Genomic DNA, 16271 nt, shown 5'->3' with positions numbered 1-16271 from the left:
TTAAAACTGGATTTACCCCTATTGAAGTGTATTTGTTACAATATGATTTTACCACGTATATATAGTTGTTACATTGTATATAAGCCTGTTACATAAAAATTAGAATATCAATACAATTGTACCCCCAATGATGAGCAATGCCCCTATTGAATTTTTGAGGGTAAGCGGTTCGCCCAAAAACAAAACCGACAAGGCGATAGCCAGTGCAACGCTCAGTTTATCAACCGGGGCCACCTGCGTTACTTTACCTAATTGCAATGCACGGAAATAGCAGATCCACGAAAGGCCGGTGGCTAAGCCGGATAAAACAAGGAATGTCCAGTTGGTTTTGGTAAGGCTGCCGATACCGTTATGCCCACCTTTAAAAAGGGCAATGGCCCAGGCCAGTATAAGTATAATGACTGTTCGGATAGCTGTTGCCAGATCGGTATCAACTCCTTTAATACCTATTTTGGCAAAAATGGCTGTAAGCGCTGCAAAGAGCGCCGATAGTAATGCGTAGATCCACCACATAATATTTGATTTTGATATTTAACTTGCAACAAGTTAACAGCAAATTTGATGAGCTATTTTGGAGTAAATCTGAAAAATCCAAAATGTATACAAATTACCCATATACCTTTAGCTTAAAAAAGTTTTGAAAATACTTATTGTTGAAGATGAAGAAGGCCTGCGCGAAAGTATAGAAGAGTACTTTGCCGATGCCGGCAATATTTGCGAAACCGTAGCAACCTACCAGGCCGCCCTGGCCAAAATACAACTTTACCGATATGATTGTATCCTGCTGGACATTACCCTGCCGGGGGGTAGTGGCATCGACATATTAAAAGCTCTCAAAGCCAATAACTTTCCGGATGGCGTATTAATTATTTCAGCTAAAAATTCGCTTGATGACCGCCTGCAGGGCCTGGACCTTGGTGCCGACGATTACCTCGTGAAACCTTTTCATCTTTCGGAGTTAAAGGCCAGGGTATCGGCCATTGTGCGGCGCAAAATGTTTAATGGCAGCAATGTGCTTAACTTTAATGAGTTGAGTATCGATTTGATGGCTAAAACAGTAACCGTTAATGGCACCCCGGTAAAATTTACCCGTAAAGAGCTTTCATTACTGATTTACTTTATCAGCAATAAAGGCAAGGTGATCTCTAAAAACGCCATTGCCGAGCATTTATGGGGCGATGGTATTGACATGGCCAATAACTTTGATTTTATTTACTCGCACATTAAAAATGTTCGCAAAAAAATAATGGAGGCGGGCGGCAAGGATTATATTTATGCCGCTTATGGCATGGGCTATAAATTTGCCGATCAATAAATGAAACTCTCCGAAAGGTACAACCGGGTAAACCTGATTGCCACCGTAGTTATCATGCTGATAACCGGGGCTATTTATTATCAGGCTATCAGCCTAATCCTTACGGACCAGAAAGACAAATCGTTAGAAGTTGAAGAACAGGAAATATTTGATTATGTAAAGCTCAATCATCGCCTGCCGCAGGTTTTTGAATCAAAAGACCAGCAGATCAGCTTTACTTCGGCCGAGCCTAATTCTGTAAAACGTGAATTTATCAATACAGGGTATTACCGCGAAAAAGACGAGCCCGAATCGGGCCGGGGGCTTATCAGTTCGGTAAACGTGAACGGCAGGTTTTATAAAATTGAAATAGTTGAATCGAAGGTTGAAACCGAGGATCTGATCCAAATCATTTTCGGCATTACTATCGGCGTTATCCTCTTATTACTATTGGTTTTACTCATTACCAACCGACTTATTTTAAGCAGGCTCTGGCAGCCTTTCCACAGCATTCTGGGCGAGCTGAAACAATTTAAAGTTACCGATAACAGCGACATCGCCCCACTCAATACCCGGATAGATGAGTTTAACGACCTGCACCAGGAGGTAACCGCCATGGCCGAACGCGTAAAACGCGATTATAAAGACCTAAAAACTTTTACCGAAAACGCATCGCACGAGCTGCTTACCCCTATCGCGGTAATAAACTCTAAACTGGATACCCTGATCCAGACAGAAAATTTTAGTCAGCAGCAAAGTAAACTTTTGGGCGATTTGTATGGGGCCGTTTCCCGCCTTACAAGGCTTAACCAATCTTTATTATTATTGGTGAAGATTGAGAACAAGCTGCTCACCGATCAGCAAAGCATCAACCTCAAAGAATTGATTGAAGAACTATTATACCAGTTAGAGGATATTTTCGGCGATAAGATGATCACCATTTCAGCCTCGCTTCAGGATAAGGAAATTACGGCCAGCCGGTACCTTGTTGACATTTTGCTCAATAACCTTATCATTAACGCTGTGAGGCACAACCACGAAGATGGAGAGATTATCATAAACCTTACAGAAGATAGCCTGAGCGTAAAAAACACCGGCGAAAATACCTCTTTGGATAATGAGCGAATTTTTACCCGTTTTCATAAATCATCCACCTCTGAAGGCAGCGGGCTTGGGCTTACCATTTCCAAACAGATTTGCGAAAGTTTAGGTTATGAACTGGTTTACAGTTACGAAGCGCCTCATCATAGCTTCATGGTTAGGTTTTAAAGTTGATAGGAGTCTCCCGCTTGCAAATCAAGCGCGCTGAGCAAGGTCGCTTATTCTACGGGAAACGCATGTGATGCATCTCTACACGAAAACCCTTATTTTTAAATAACTGCCAGTTGGCCATACCAATTTTTTCCAGAATTATGCTTTAGCTTAGCTATTATTTAACACAATACACATTATTTTGAATACCCTTATCAAATGGTTTTGCTGCTTGGCGCTCTGGTTATACAGCTTTGTAACACAGGCGCAAACCTATAATCTTGATCATTACCTGGAGCTGGCCAAAAGCAACAGTCCGCTGTTGAAAGATCTGCAAAACCAAATAGCTTCGGGGCAGTTGGATAGCATGCGGATTAAGGCGGGTTACCGGCCGCAGGTAAGCGCCAACAGTACCGGTTTATACGCACCTGTAGCCAGAGGCTACGGCTATGCCCCCGCTATTACCAACGAGCATACTTTAGCCGCATTAATGGGCGTTAACCAATCGCTGGATAGCAAAAAAAATATTGCCGCGCAGATTGATGCCGTCAAATTACAATCGCAAACCGTTAGCAATACAGCAAAGATCTCCGAGCAGGATTTGAAAAAGGCTGTCACCGCGCAATACATAGCCGCTTACGGTAGCCTGCAACAGGTAAAGTTTAACCAGGATGTGATTGCCCTGCTTAACCGGGAAGAAAGCCTGCTAAAAAAACTCACCCGTACCAACGTTTACCGCCAAAGCGATTATCTTACTTTTTTAGTAACGCTTAAGCAGCAGGAGCTTACCCTGTCGCAGGCCCGGCTTCAATATAAAAACGACTATACTACGCTTAACTATCTAACCGGTATTACCGATACCAGCTATGTAGAGCTGCTCGATCCCATACTGCAAAAAAAACCGTCGGTAGATGCGGCCAACAGCATTTTCTTCAGCCAGTATAAAACAGATAGTTTAAAAACAGTGAACAGCAAGGCATTGGTTGATTTTAGCTACAAGCCTAAAATAAACCTGCTGGCCGATGGTGGCTACAACTCCGACTTTTTAAGCGGACCGGCGTATAAAAACTTTGGCGTAAGTGTTGGTTTTAGTTTCACCCTGCCCTTATATGATGGCGGGCAACGCAAGATCCAATACCGCAAGCTATCTTTAGAAGAAGATACCCGCCGCACTTACAAAGCCTTTTTCGACAGGCAGTACCGGCAGCAGATTGCGCAACTGGATCAGCAGATCATCGGCAGCGAACAACTCTTAGCCCAGATAGACGAGCAAATGAAATACACCGAAAGCCTGGTAAAAGTTGATACCCAACTGATGCAAACCGGCGATGTACGTGTGGCCGATCTTGTACTGGCTATCAATAACTATCTTGCCATCAAAAACCTTAAAACGCAAACCAACATCAACAGGCTGCAACTCATCAATCAGCTAAACTACTGGAATAAATAACTATGAAAGCCAAACATATATACCTTAGCGCCTGCATATTGGCAACCTTATACGGCTGCAAGGGCAACACCCAACCCGCCGATGATAGCGGGGGCGACGCCTCATCTGCCCAAACTCCTGTTACCGTAACCACTGTAAGCGATAGTGCTATGGTTGATTATATCGACCTGAATGCAACCTCTGTTTTTCAGCAAAAAAACATCGTAAAGGCCAATGCTAACGGGTATGTGCAAAAGGTAAATATTTTGCCGGGGCATTTTGTAAATAAAGGCGAACTGATTTTCAGCATAAAAACCAAAGAAGCCCAAAGCATAGGTAACAGCATTAACGTGCTGGATACCACTTTCAAATTTTCGGGTATTAACAAAATAAAGGCTGCCGGCAGCGGCTACGTTACCCAACTTAACCATCAGCAAGGCGATTATGTGCAGGATGGCGAACAACTGGCCGTAATAAGCGATCGCGAAAGCTTTGCGTTTGTAATGCAGGTGCCTTACGAACTTAAGGGCTATTTAAAAAACAACCCCAACGTGCAACTGATACTCCCCGGCGGCGAAAAAATCACCGGGCAAATAGCCTCGTCAATGCCCGCGGTTGATTCGCTGTCGCAAACCCAGGGCATCGTGATCCGGGTGAATGGCAACACGCCTATCCCCGAAAACCTGGTAGCTAAAGCACGCATTATCAAAACTATCAGGCCGCATACGGCATCGCTGCCAAAATCGGCCCTGTTGAGTAATGAAACGCAAACCGAGTTTTGGGTAATGAAACTCATCAACCCAACAACAGCCGTAAAAACCCCGGTAACCAAAGGCATTGAAACCGGCGACAGGGTGGAGATACTAACACCAAAATTTTCGGCAGGCGATAAAATTGTGGTAACTGGGAATTATGGATTGGCAGATACGGCTAAAGTTAAAATAAGCCCCCTCTAAATCTCCCCCAGTAGGGGAGACTTTTTGTTCGCGTTAAGAACGAGCTAATGTGGCAAAATAATTTAATAACTAATTTTCTCCGGGTATCCCACAACCGGAGCAGTATTTAAGGCCCTCCCTACCGGGGAGGGTTTGGGTGGGGCTTATATGAACCAGCGCAAAAACTATTTCATTACGCACCGCAAGCCTTTGGGACTTGTACTGGCGCTCATTATAATGGGTGGGCTGTTTGCCTATTCCAAACTACAAACTTCGCTTTTCCCCGAGATCACGTTTCCGAAGATCAAGATCATTGCTGATCAGGGTTTACAGCCTGTAAACAAAATGATGGTTACGGTCACTAAGCCGTTGGAGAACGCCATTAAGCAGGTACCCGATCTGCAATTGGTTCGCAGCACTACCAGCAGAGGCAGCTGCGAGATCTCGGCCCTTTTTAACTGGAATGCAGATATCGACCTGAGCCAGCAACGCATCCAATCCAGCATCGATCAGATCAGGAACGATCTGCCTGCCGATGTTAATATCAGCGTGGCTAAAATGAACCCTTCTATTTTGCCGGTTAGTGGTTACACCTTGGAGAGCCATAACCTTTCCCCCATCGAGTTGCGGCAACTGGCTACCTATACGGTAAAGCCATTCCTTTCGCAGGTTGATGGGGTATCCGAGGTTAGGGTTATCGGCGGTAAACTGAAAGAATACTGGCTTACGCTTGATCAGGAAAAAATGACCGCTTTGGGCCTTACGCCGGATATTATCAGCACCACGCTGGCTACCACCAATTTTGTTAAATCGGAAGGTTACCTATCTGATTATAAGCGCATGTACCTTACCGTTACCGACGCTACCATCAACGCCAAAGATCAACTGGAACAACTGGTGATTAGCAATAACCGCAAGCGCGTAGTACGCCTGGCTGATTTTGCTACCATACAGGTAAACGAAGGCATCGAATACACCCGCATCAATGCTAACGGGCACGACGGGGTTTTGATAGCAGTAATAAAACAGCCTAATGCCAACCTCATTTCGGTAAGTAATGATATGGCCGATAAAGTAGATGCGCTGAAGAAAATCCTGCCAAAAGGGGTAACCATCAGGCCATACTATATCCAGGCCGATTTTGTGAACGATTCGGTTAAAAGTGTGAGCGACAGCCTGTGGATAGGTTTGTTGCTCGCTATTATTGTAGCTATAATTTTCCTGCGCTCGGTTAAGGCAAGCGTTACCATATTGATCACTATCCCGGTAACCTTAGGCTTATCATTGCTGATACTTTACTGGCTGGGCTACACTTTCAATATCATGACTTTGGGAGCTATAGCGGCTTCAATAGGTTTAATTATCGACGATGCCATTGTAGTAGTTGAGCAGATTCACCGGGTACATGAAGAACACCCCGATGAGCTGAGCAGCCATTTGGTGCGCAAAGCTATCGACTACCTGTTTCCGGCTATGGTAGGTTCATCCATCAGTACTATTGTAATTTTTATTCCATTTGTGCTGATGAGCGGCGTGGCGGGGGCATACTTCAAGGTGCTTACTGACACCATGATCATTACGTTGCTTTCGTCATTTTTTATAACCTGGATAGGGCTGCCGGTAATTTACCTGCTCATCACCGGTAAGCCAAAACTGAAACAAAACACCAAAACCAAACACGAAGAGGTACACATCGTAAAGCAACAAACATGGGTAAGCTTTTTTATCCTGAGGCCTTATGTAAGCATCATTATCATTGCGGCACTTACAGCAGTTATTGTGATCGTACCATCGCTTTTAGAAACCGGCTTTCTACCCGATATGGACGAAGGCAGCGTTGTGCTCGATTATAAATCGCCTCCGGGTACATCGTTGGAAGAAACCGACCGGATGCTGAAACAGATAGAAAAGCAAATTGTAAAAGATCCGGATGTCGCTGCTTACTCGCGTCGCACCGGCACTCAAATGGGCTTCTTTATCACCGAACCTAACAGCGGTGATTACCTCATCCAACTCAAAAAAGATCGTACAAAAAGTACAGAAGAGGTAATCAGCGACCTGCGTAAAATGGTAGCCGAAACCCAGCCCGCCCTCGAGGTAGAGTTTGGCCAGGTAATAACCGATATGCTGGGCGACCTCACCACCTCGGCGGAGCCAATAGAGATCAAAGTATTTGGCGATAACCAGCAAACGCTGCAAGCCTTATCCCGCCAGATTGCCGGACTGGTTGAAAAAGTTCCAGGTACTGCCGATGTGCTACCGGGCATCATCATAGCCGGGCCAACCGTGAGCATCCAACCCCATTACAGCAAACTGGCGCAATTCGGCATTACCGCCGCCGATCTGCAAATGCAGGTACAAACAGCTTTAGAGGGAAATGTAATAGGTAGCCTGTTAGAGAAAGAACAGCTCTCCCCCATCCGCATGGTTTACCCTGGCAACCGGGTGCTTAATGTTAATGGCATCCACAACCTGCGCGTATTTCTGCCCAATGGTAAACTGATCCCGATAACCGAACTGGCCTCGGTAGAATTAAAAGAAGGCGATGCTGAAGTGAACCGCGAAAACCTGCAAAGCATGAACGTGATCAGCGCACGTTTAGAGGGAAGCGATCTGGGCACCGTGATCCCGGCTATACAGAAAACCATACAGGATCATGTAAACCTGCCAAGTGGCTATCACGTGGAATATGGCGGGGCATATGCGCAGCAACAGCAATCCTTTAAAGAATTATTGATGATTCTCATTACCGCCTGCGCTTTGGTTTTCGGGGTGATCCTGTTCCTGTTCAGACAATTCAGGATAGCCATACTTATTTTGGTGATCGGCATATTGGGGATAGCGGGCAGTTTCCTGGCCTTGTATCTTACAGCAACGCCACTTAATGTTGGCAGCTATACCGGCCTCATTATGATTGTAGGTATTATTGGAGAAAACGCCATTTTCACCTTCCTTCAATTTAAAGAAAGTGCGCTTGAAAACCATAACCAGGATATTGATGCGGCCATAACTTTCGCCATCAGCACCCGTTTGCGCCCAAAATTGATGACAGCTTTAGGAGCTATCATCGCCTTAATGCCATTGGCTTTAGGCATTGGCGCCGGGGCACAATTGCATCAACCTTTAGCCATTGCCGTTATTGGCGGTTTTTTAGCGGCATTGCCCTTATTACTTATTGTTTTACCGGCAATGCTACGTATATTGTACCGCAAAGGGTTTACAGAACACCCCAACCAATTAAATGAGCCGCAAAGGGTATAATACAGCATTTTTACAGATTCGGGATATAATTTCATGGCAATAAATAGATCCCGAAAATGAAAAAACACGTTATTGCCGCCGCATTGCTTTTTGCCGCTGCACTGCCTTTTAAACTGAGTGCACAAACTTATGTAGCCGATAAAACCATTGCCTTGCCCGGCGACGGCGGTTACGATTACCTGGCTATTGATAAGGTAAACCGTAACCTCTACATATCGCACTCAACCACGGTAAATATCATTAGCCTGGATGCCGAACAGCCTGTTGGTGTTATCGGAAACATGAAAGGTGTACATGGTATTGCTATTGTAAATAAACTTAACCGCGGTTTTATCAGCGACGGCAAGGCCAACGCTGTGGTAGTATTCGATCTGAAAACATTTAAAACCATCACAACTATTGCTCTTACCGGTGCAAACGGACCGGATGCAATTATGTATGATCCTTTTTCTGATCGGGTATTTACTTTTAACGGCGAAAGCGATAATTCATCGGTAATTAATCCATCAACCTTAAAGCAGGTTGGTACGGTAGCGCTTGGCGGCGGACCGGAGTTTGCCGTTAGCGATGGCAAAGGATTGATCTATAATAACCTTGAAGATAAAAGCAGCCTGAATGTTATCGACAGTAAAAAACTAAAGGTAATTAAAAACTACCCGCTGGCCCCTTGCAGCGGCCCCACAGGCTTAGCGCTCGATGCAGTGAACAAACGTTTGTTTACAGTTTGCCGCGAAAACAAAGGTGTAAGCGTGGTTGACATCAATACCGGTAAAGTAACCGCTACACTACCTATTGGCGCAGGTGTTGACGCAGTGGTTTATGATGCTGAAACCAAACTGATCTTCTGCTCGTGCGGCGATGGCGTTACCACCATCATCAAGCAAAAATCGGCCGATGAATACGAAGTGGTTCAATCCCTTAAAACTGCCGAGCGTGCCAAAACGATGGCTTTGGATGCTAAAACGCATAAAATTTACTTGAGCGTAGCACAATTTCAACCCGGCACACGTACAACAGTTCCAAATACTTTTGAAGTTTTGGTTTATAAACCAAATTAAATTCTATATAAAATCTGCATGAAATGTTCGTGAAGATTTTATGTATTCCTATTGTTACTAATTAAATTTTACAAAAAAATGAAGTTTTGTAGACGTTATTGGTATATTTAGCGTTTTAACCCTATATGATAAAAAAGACTGATTTTGTTTATTCCCAGGAGTCTGAACCTCATCGTATTCGTACAAAGAAGATTTTAAAGGAGTTTCCGCAACTGCGTAAGCTTATTGGTAAAAACCCAAAAACCATATGGGCCATTATTGGGCTTGTATCTTTCCAGGTAGTTTTAGCCTGGTTTGTACGCGACCAATCATGGTGGATTGTTTTCGGGGCAGCCTATCTGTTAGGTGCTTTTGCCGATCATGCCTTGTTTGTAATGATTCACGAATGCACTCACCAGTTGCTCTTTAAAAATCGTAATGCTAACCGCTGGGCATCTATGTTTGCCAATTTACCGCAAATTTTGCCAAGTGCCATTTCGTTCGAAAAATATCACATCAAACACCATGCTTTTCAGGGAGTACACGAGTTGGATGCCGATTTGCCAAACAAATGGGAAGCAAAACTGATCAGCAATTCATTTTTTGGTAAGGCCTTGTGGCTGTTACTCTTCCCGGTATTCCAATTGTTCCGTTTATCACGTTTACGCGAAATCCATCCGTTTGATAAATGGATCCTAACCAATTGGTTATTGCAGGCAGCATTTACTACCGCCATAGCTTACTTTATGGGTTGGCATGCAGTAGCATTCCTGTTACTAAGCTTCTCATTTTCGGTTGGTTTGCACCCGCTTGGCGCCCGCTGGATCCAGGAGCATTACCTTACCGTTACCGAAGAGCAGGAAACATACAGCTACTATGGCAATTTTAACGCAGTTGCCTTTAACGTAGGCTTCCATAACGAGCACCACGATTTCCCTTCTATCCCATGGAATAAGCTCCCCGAAATAAGGAAAACAGCGCCGGAGTACTACGATACCCTGCACTATCACACCTCATGGACCAAATTGTTTTTCCAGTTTTTGTTCGATAGGGAGATCTCGCTCTTTAACCGCATTGTGCGCAGAGACCGGGGCAAGGTAGCCTTAACAGATATATCCAAACCGGATGTTGACCTGATAAAAGCTGAAACCTCAAAACCTCAGCTTGAAGAGGTAGAAAAATAATATAAAAAGGGCCTTGCAAAGAGGCCCTTTTTCATTAACAAAAAACCTTTGCGCCTTTGCATTTTTGCGCATTTAAAAAACCACATTATTCGTATTTCTTTAATAATAAAACCCTTTGCGCCTTCGCGACTTTGCGTGCCTACAAACAGTCCAAACCAGTCTTTTTTATTTACCTTCTTGCTTCCATCCAAATAATTTACGTATTTTGCTAATAAAATTAGCAAAATGAATAACCTAAGCGTATCCGAACAATTGATAATTTTCAGTCGCTATATCGGTCAACAATTATTGATTTATAGCAATTTAAATAATCAAATCAGCATTGGTACGCTCAGCGGCGTAAAATCAGACGCCGTAGCGGTTACTGTTGATGGGGTAAACCGTTGGATACCTTTACACAATAATTTTAAACTTTGCGAAATCAGGTTACTATTGAAACCATTAAGAAAATTGACAGAAGATATAAAAACCACGGCTAATAGTCTGCCTGGCCCGGCTTTTATAACGCCATATTACCAACAACAGGGTTATGATATGCCTGTGTTTATATCAGCCGGCCATCCCTGCAACGGCAGGTATCTTCATGAACTTAACCTGGCCGATTATCGCACTACTGCCGAAATTTACCAACAAAACACTTTACTCAATGCATTTAATTCGGCTTAAACTGCCTGCTGGTATGAATGTTGCTAATGAACTACGGGCCTGTAACAATAAATTCATATCGCTAACAAAACCCAATAATTAATAACATCTTCATACTAAAAAACTTTATTTGCGTTATTATTCGCAATAGATAACATGAGCAGATCAAAAAAACTAAATATACTGGTGCCCATTGTTTCCCTGCTTTTTATGGGAGCCTTTGCCAAACACAGGCTGCTCGATAAACAGGATATAACAGGCACGCTGAGCAGCAAGGAAATGGACGAGATTTCGGGCATCGCGGCCTCAACCATCAGTCCGGATACCTACTACGTGCATAACGATAGTGGCGATACCAGTCGTTTTTTTGCAATAACGCCGGAGGGTAAACTTAAAACCACGGTTTATTTTACCGGAGATGCCAATAACCCGCAGGGTGTGGCAGATTGTGAAGACATTGCGGTTGGCCCCGGCCCTAAAAAAGATAAAAGCTACGTTTACCTTGGCGATATTGGCGACAATACCGGCAAAAGAAAATATATAACTGTTTACCGCTTTTTAGAAAACAAGGCCTGGGCAACCGGAGCACCGGCAACAACAACAGCAACTGCCGTACCGGTAAATTTTAAATATCCCGATGGCCCCAAAGATGCCGAAGCAATGATGGTTGACCCCATTGATAAGCAATTGCTGATAGTAAGCAAACGCGGCGATACCGTGGCCATGTACTCGTCGCCATTAAATTATAAAGCAAACGATACTTTAACACTTACCAAACGCGGCACGTTGTTCTTTCCGGGTTTCAGGCCGTTTAAATGGATCACGGCGGGAGATATTTCGAAAGACGGGCGCCAGGTGTTGTTAAAAAGCTATGATAAAGTGTATTACTGGCGGCGCCAAAATAATGAGCCGATATGGGAAACCATGAGCCGGAAATATCATGAACTGCCTTATAAAGGTGAGAAACAAGGTGAGGCTATTGGCTTTACTCCCGATGGTAAAGGGTATTACACAACGAGTGAAGGAGTATTTTCGCCGATATATTATTATAAATCGCCTGAATAAAGATAAAATGAGTTGGTGATGATCTTATCGAACATATTGGGAAGGATCTTTGCGAATGCTTTTGTTATAAGAATATCTTAACGCTGAATTGGCAACACCTTACAATAGATATTATTTCGGGTTGCTATACGTTATTTGTTATAATTAATAATGACCAAAAGATTGAGTTGAAACCCAACCTCTAACAATTTATTCCGTTAAAATTGCAATGAAAATAAAGAAGTATTTGGCTTACTCTGGTCTTTCATTATTTATATTTTACTTTGGGTTTTCTGCTTACAAAATCTATGTAATGTTGAATTATGATTTTAACGGAAAAATTCAAAATGTATCATACAAGTCTGGCAAATATCGACCAACAATAACCGTAAACAATCATCAATTTGATTTGGAGTGGATAAGATGGATCGGCGATGAAAGCAATGTTAATGTAGGAGATAGTGTTGTAAAACACAAAGGCAGTCTGTGGATGATTTTAACAAAAAAATAAACAGGTATGATGCGATTAATAGTATCCTTAAAACCCTGCTGATACTCCCATTTCAAACACATACTTAAACCGTTAACATTTTCAAACAAAAAAGCCACTCAGCATTAAAAACTGAATGGCTTTCTTGTTTTTATTATTGGGGCTCTACTTTTCCAGCTTAACCAGCAACACCCCGTGCGGCGCTACTTTAGCTGTAAATGTTTTCCCAGTACTTACTATAAATTTCTGCTGCCAAACATCGCGGTATTTGGTGAATCCCTTTAAAACATCGCCGTTTTTATCGAGGTCGATGGTTTGGTATTTATCCGAAACGTTGAAAATGCCGATGGCTTTGCTGCCGTCTTTCAGCTCCTTAACCCATATCTGGTAGCCATCTTTTTTAACCTGCGGCATAGCGCCTTTGCCCAATGCGTCCTGGTCAATAGCCAATACTTCATCGTTGGTAAGCAGGCTCAATGTAAATCTATCTAAATGGCCCATATCGCAACCAATCAGCAACGGTGCCGAAAGCAGGCTCCATAAACTGATGTGGGTATATTGCTCATCAAAGCTCAGGCGGGTATTATGCAAACTTGGCCCCCAGCCTACTTTACCCACAACCAGCATATCCGGATCATTAAAATGCCCCGGACCAGCGTACGGCGACGCTGCATCCTGCCTGAAACCGATATCGCTCATGCTTCTCCAGGTATCTTCAATATCGCCGGTGGTGCGCCAGCTGTTACCACCGGTTTCGGCACCCCATTTCCATACGTCGCCCCAGCCGTACTGGCAAAAACTGTACATAATATCGCGGTTAACTTTATTAAGTGAGGCGCGCATTACTTCGTAAGGTTTTTTCAGCGCGGCCAGGTCCGGGTTGGCAGGAGTAACTTCCGAGTATGAGCACCAGTCGTATTTCAGGTAGTCAAAACCCCAGTCGGCATAGGTTTTGGCATCCTGGTCTTCGTGCTGCCAGCTACCTAAAAAGCCGCCGCAGGTACGCGGGCCCGGCGATGAGTAAATACCGGTATGTAAACCTAAGCCATGCACAAAATCAGTAAGGCGTTTCATATCCGGGAATTTGCTGTTTGATACAATTGCACCGTCGGCCGCACGGTTTTCGGCTTCCCAGCCATCGTCAATGTTTACAAAATTCCAACCGTAGGCACTCAGTTTATCGGCCATGGCTTGTGCCGAGATTTTTACTTTTTCCTCGTTAACGCTCAACCCCCAGGCATTCCAGCTGTTCCAGCCAAGGGCCGGTGTAAGGCCAATTTTATCGCCAATGCTAATGGTAAATTCTTTTGATTTGGTACCAAGACTGTTGGTTACTGTTAAAGTAACTTTATAATCGCCAGCCTGACTAACCGAACCTGTTATGATGCCCGTAGCCGGATCGAGCTTCAAACCCTCAGGAAGCCCGGCTGCTTTATAAGCAAGCGGCTTTTTACCGGTAGCCGGGATCAGATACAGGAATGGATTACCCGGCCTTGCACCATAAACATCCGGACCATTGATTTTTGGTTTAGCCGATGGATAAGGCGTTAAGATATAAGGTGTGGTTTCGGTTTTAACAATGTCCTTACCCGATTTCCCGTCATGGAAAGTATAAGCAATGGTATACGATTTTTTGGCAAGCCTGGCTATTGTAAATGAATAAGTAAAAGGCTTGCCGGCAGTAAAGCGGGCAGGGTTTGTTTTTTCGTAAATAACGGCACCCGTTTCCGGATCGGTTACTTTAAAAGCCAGCTGGCCTTCGTATTGGTATTTGTTTACCGTTTGCAGTTTAACAGCCTTTGCCAGGCTGTTATTCTCCTCAAAGCTAAAATCGCTATCGGTATTAACCTGTACATTATCCATAACATCGGCCATAGCCAGGGTAAATTTTTCGCCGTAAATACCGCCGTCGCCGCCGGTATCAAATATGCGGATAGCCAGCACGTTTTCCTTATCCCATAAAATTGAAGGATCATTAGCTGCGATATTATACGTACGCGGACCGTAATGACCATCTTTAATAGTACCACCGTTACCGCCGTATTTGGCAATCAGTTTGCCGTTTAGGTAAACCTCGTCGTTATCATCAACACTGGCCAGGCTTAAGCGGACACTGTCTTTTAAAAACGATTTTTCTTTAAGTGATGAGGGAATGGTTACATGGATGCGGTACCAGCCGAAACCATCATAACTCGGGTGCCCCTGGCGTTCCCAATTGTGGTTTACATCAATATTCTGCCAGTTTTTATCATTAAAAGTTGGCGACGCCCATTGTGCCGAATCGCCCACGGCAAATTTCCAGCCCTTATTTAACTGAATCTCCTGTGCAGATACGGCAAGGCAGCCGCCAGCCAGCAAAAGCATGGTAAAAATGTTTTTTATCATTAATTGTGGTTTAAAAATTTAACTGAAAGGCACAAGGCCCGGTTAGTATATGCATTTTAAAGGTACAACGATTTTGAAAAATAAGAAATGTATTGATAACATTTATTTTAACAAATTTTGGTACAATTTTATCCGGTACCTGCAGACATCGTCATAAAATACTAACCAGGCCCATACGGTTGTAATAATCTGTTTAAAAGCCGTTAATCTGCTCTGGTCAGCATAGTATTTGTTTATGGATACATTAAGTTAACTAAAGTAAACTTAATGTACAGTTTACATTTTGGTTTAATGCCCATTTTACATTTACTACCAGAAAAACAACACTATGAAAAAAGCTTTTTTAACCATCGCCCTTTTAACCACATTTGTTGCTATTTGTGTTGCTGCCATTAACGGGTTTGCCGGTAAATGGGAAGGCAAACTGGAAACCGAAACCGGCGAAGTTTATCCTTTACTGTACAACTTTCAGATTGATGGCGATAAGCTAACCGGCACAGCTAAAACCCCAAAAGGTGATATGCCTATTGAAGAGGGTAAAATAACCGGTAACGATTTTAAGTTTACCGTAAGCATTGAAGATATCCATATTGCCCACACCGGCAAATTTTATGGCGATTCGGTTGGGGTTGATATTGAGTTTAACGGGTCAAAAGCGCACAGTACTTTAAAAAGATGCCCTCCAACTCCATAAAGGGAGAATTTGAGATTAACTTCTTAATCTCTTGATCCCATAAATCGCGGTTCAGAAAAAATCGGCGTAATAAAAACAATCGGTATAATCCCGGAAATAAAAATCAGCGAAATCATCGTAATCAAAAAAATCAACGGTTCTTTCATTATATTTATGAATCAAATTAACATTTTATGAAAAAGAAAATTTTTACTACTACCCTACTGGTAAGTTGCTTTATGATTGTACTTGCCGCCATAGCCGATTTAAATGGTAAATGGGCCGGTAAACTGGTAATGAGCGATGGCCAGGAATATCCTTTGCTATACAATTTTAAAGTTGATGGCGATAAACTTACCGGCACAGCCCTAACCCCCGAAGGTGATGTTGATATTAAAGAAGGCAAAACAAACGGTACCGATTTCTCATTCACCGTATCAACCAGCGGCATTGTAATTCCTCATACAGGCAAATTTATGGGCGATTCGATCAGCGTTGAACTGGATATCAATGGTGCAAAATCAACGTCGGTGTTGAAAAGGCCAAAGCAATAATTTAGAACAACATTTAGTCATGCCGAACTTGTTTCGGCCCCCCACTTGCAAAGCCGTTAGACATGCGTAATTATCCGGTGGGATCCCGA

Annotated in this window: 14 protein-coding genes; 12 read left to right on the top strand and 2 right to left on the bottom strand. The window is 43.4% G+C overall.

What is annotated here, in order from left to right:
* Positions 1-99 precede the first annotated feature (99 nt).
* Positions 100-513 carry an EamA family transporter gene (locus HYN43_RS01915; RefSeq protein ID WP_119407845.1) on the bottom strand — a complete coding sequence of 138 codons (414 nt, stop codon included), beginning with the start codon at positions 511-513 and terminating at the stop codon, positions 100-102.
* Between the two features lie 124 nt (positions 514-637).
* On the opposite strand from HYN43_RS01915, the gene HYN43_RS01910 reads away from it, so the two are divergent.
* The 10 genes from HYN43_RS01910 to HYN43_RS01860 all read left to right on the top strand — a co-directional run bounded on the left by HYN43_RS01910 (position 638) and on the right by HYN43_RS01860 (position 12591).
* Entirely contained in the window at positions 638-1315 is a 678-nt protein-coding gene (locus HYN43_RS01910) for a response regulator transcription factor (RefSeq protein WP_119407844.1), read from the top strand.
* The gene (locus HYN43_RS01905) at positions 1316-2563 is read left to right on the top strand and encodes a sensor histidine kinase (protein WP_119407843.1); all 1248 of its coding nucleotides are present in this window, start codon (positions 1316-1318) and stop codon (positions 2561-2563) included.
* 214 nt (positions 2564-2777) lie between these two features.
* Positions 2778-3995: a TolC family protein gene (locus HYN43_RS01900; RefSeq protein WP_162996256.1), complete on the top strand. Its 1218-nt coding sequence runs from the start codon at positions 2778-2780 to the stop codon at positions 3993-3995.
* Positions 3996-3997: 2 nt separating this feature from the next.
* Positions 3998-4930, top strand: a complete 933-nt coding sequence (locus tag HYN43_RS01895; RefSeq protein ID WP_119407841.1) for an efflux RND transporter periplasmic adaptor subunit — start codon at positions 3998-4000, stop codon at positions 4928-4930.
* Between the two features lie 147 nt (positions 4931-5077).
* Positions 5078-8170, top strand: a complete 3093-nt coding sequence (locus tag HYN43_RS01890; protein ID WP_119409216.1) for an efflux RND transporter permease subunit — start codon at positions 5078-5080, stop codon at positions 8168-8170.
* A gap of 56 nt (positions 8171-8226) precedes the next feature.
* Positions 8227-9228: a YncE family protein gene (locus HYN43_RS01885; RefSeq protein WP_119407840.1), complete on the top strand. Its 1002-nt coding sequence runs from the start codon at positions 8227-8229 to the stop codon at positions 9226-9228.
* A 125-nt stretch (positions 9229-9353) separates the two neighbouring features.
* Positions 9354-10391 carry a fatty acid desaturase gene (locus HYN43_RS01880; RefSeq protein ID WP_119407839.1) on the top strand — a complete coding sequence of 346 codons (1038 nt, stop codon included), beginning with the start codon at positions 9354-9356 and terminating at the stop codon, positions 10389-10391.
* 225 nt (positions 10392-10616) lie between these two features.
* The gene (locus HYN43_RS01870) at positions 10617-11057 is read left to right on the top strand and encodes a hypothetical protein (RefSeq protein WP_119407837.1); all 441 of its coding nucleotides are present in this window, start codon (positions 10617-10619) and stop codon (positions 11055-11057) included.
* 135 nt (positions 11058-11192) lie between these two features.
* On the top strand, positions 11193-12101 hold the full coding sequence (locus HYN43_RS01865; protein ID WP_119407836.1) for a hypothetical protein: 909 nt from the start codon (positions 11193-11195) through the stop codon (positions 12099-12101).
* A gap of 208 nt (positions 12102-12309) precedes the next feature.
* Complete coding sequence (locus HYN43_RS01860) at positions 12310-12591, top strand: hypothetical protein (protein WP_119407835.1); 282 nt, start codon at positions 12310-12312, stop codon at positions 12589-12591.
* A gap of 144 nt (positions 12592-12735) precedes the next feature.
* Here the strand turns inward: HYN43_RS01860 and HYN43_RS01855 are convergent, their stop codons facing one another.
* Positions 12736-14955 (bottom strand): putative Ig domain-containing protein, encoded by a 2220-nt coding sequence (locus HYN43_RS01855; protein WP_119407834.1) that lies wholly within the window; start codon positions 14953-14955, stop codon positions 12736-12738.
* A gap of 328 nt (positions 14956-15283) precedes the next feature.
* Here HYN43_RS01855 and HYN43_RS01850 point away from each other — a divergent pair, with 328 nt between their 5' ends.
* Complete coding sequence (locus HYN43_RS01850) at positions 15284-15649, top strand: glycoside hydrolase (RefSeq protein ID WP_119407833.1); 366 nt, start codon at positions 15284-15286, stop codon at positions 15647-15649.
* 173 nt (positions 15650-15822) lie between these two features.
* Entirely contained in the window at positions 15823-16182 is a 360-nt protein-coding gene (locus HYN43_RS01845) for a glycoside hydrolase (RefSeq protein ID WP_119407832.1), read from the top strand.
* Positions 16183-16271: the final 89 nt, after the last annotated feature.

Source organism: Mucilaginibacter celer (assembly GCF_003576455.2).
GTDB classification, from domain to species: domain Bacteria; phylum Bacteroidota; class Bacteroidia; order Sphingobacteriales; family Sphingobacteriaceae; genus Mucilaginibacter; species Mucilaginibacter celer.
Note: the sequence above shows the minus strand (reverse complement) of the source record. Positions and strands in the feature narration are given on the sequence as shown.

Coding starts and splice junctions, on each gene's coding strand:
- HYN43_RS01915 (WP_119407845.1), bottom strand. CDS start 513: ATGTGGTGGATCTACGCATTACTATCGGCGCTCTTTGCAGCGCTTACA.
- HYN43_RS01905 (WP_119407843.1), top strand. CDS start 1,316: ATGAAACTCTCCGAAAGGTACAACCGGGTAAACCTGATTGCCACCGTA.
- HYN43_RS01895 (WP_119407841.1), top strand. CDS start 3,998: ATGAAAGCCAAACATATATACCTTAGCGCCTGCATATTGGCAACCTTA.
- HYN43_RS01890 (WP_119409216.1), top strand. CDS start 5,078: ATGAACCAGCGCAAAAACTATTTCATTACGCACCGCAAGCCTTTGGGA.
- HYN43_RS01885 (WP_119407840.1), top strand. CDS start 8,227: ATGAAAAAACACGTTATTGCCGCCGCATTGCTTTTTGCCGCTGCACTG.
- HYN43_RS01880 (WP_119407839.1), top strand. CDS start 9,354: ATGATAAAAAAGACTGATTTTGTTTATTCCCAGGAGTCTGAACCTCAT.
- HYN43_RS01870 (WP_119407837.1), top strand. CDS start 10,617: ATGAATAACCTAAGCGTATCCGAACAATTGATAATTTTCAGTCGCTAT.
- HYN43_RS01865 (WP_119407836.1), top strand. CDS start 11,193: ATGAGCAGATCAAAAAAACTAAATATACTGGTGCCCATTGTTTCCCTG.
- HYN43_RS01860 (WP_119407835.1), top strand. CDS start 12,310: ATGAAAATAAAGAAGTATTTGGCTTACTCTGGTCTTTCATTATTTATA.
- HYN43_RS01855 (WP_119407834.1), bottom strand. CDS start 14,955: ATGATAAAAAACATTTTTACCATGCTTTTGCTGGCTGGCGGCTGCCTT.
- HYN43_RS01850 (WP_119407833.1), top strand. CDS start 15,284: ATGAAAAAAGCTTTTTTAACCATCGCCCTTTTAACCACATTTGTTGCT.
- HYN43_RS01845 (WP_119407832.1), top strand. CDS start 15,823: ATGAAAAAGAAAATTTTTACTACTACCCTACTGGTAAGTTGCTTTATG.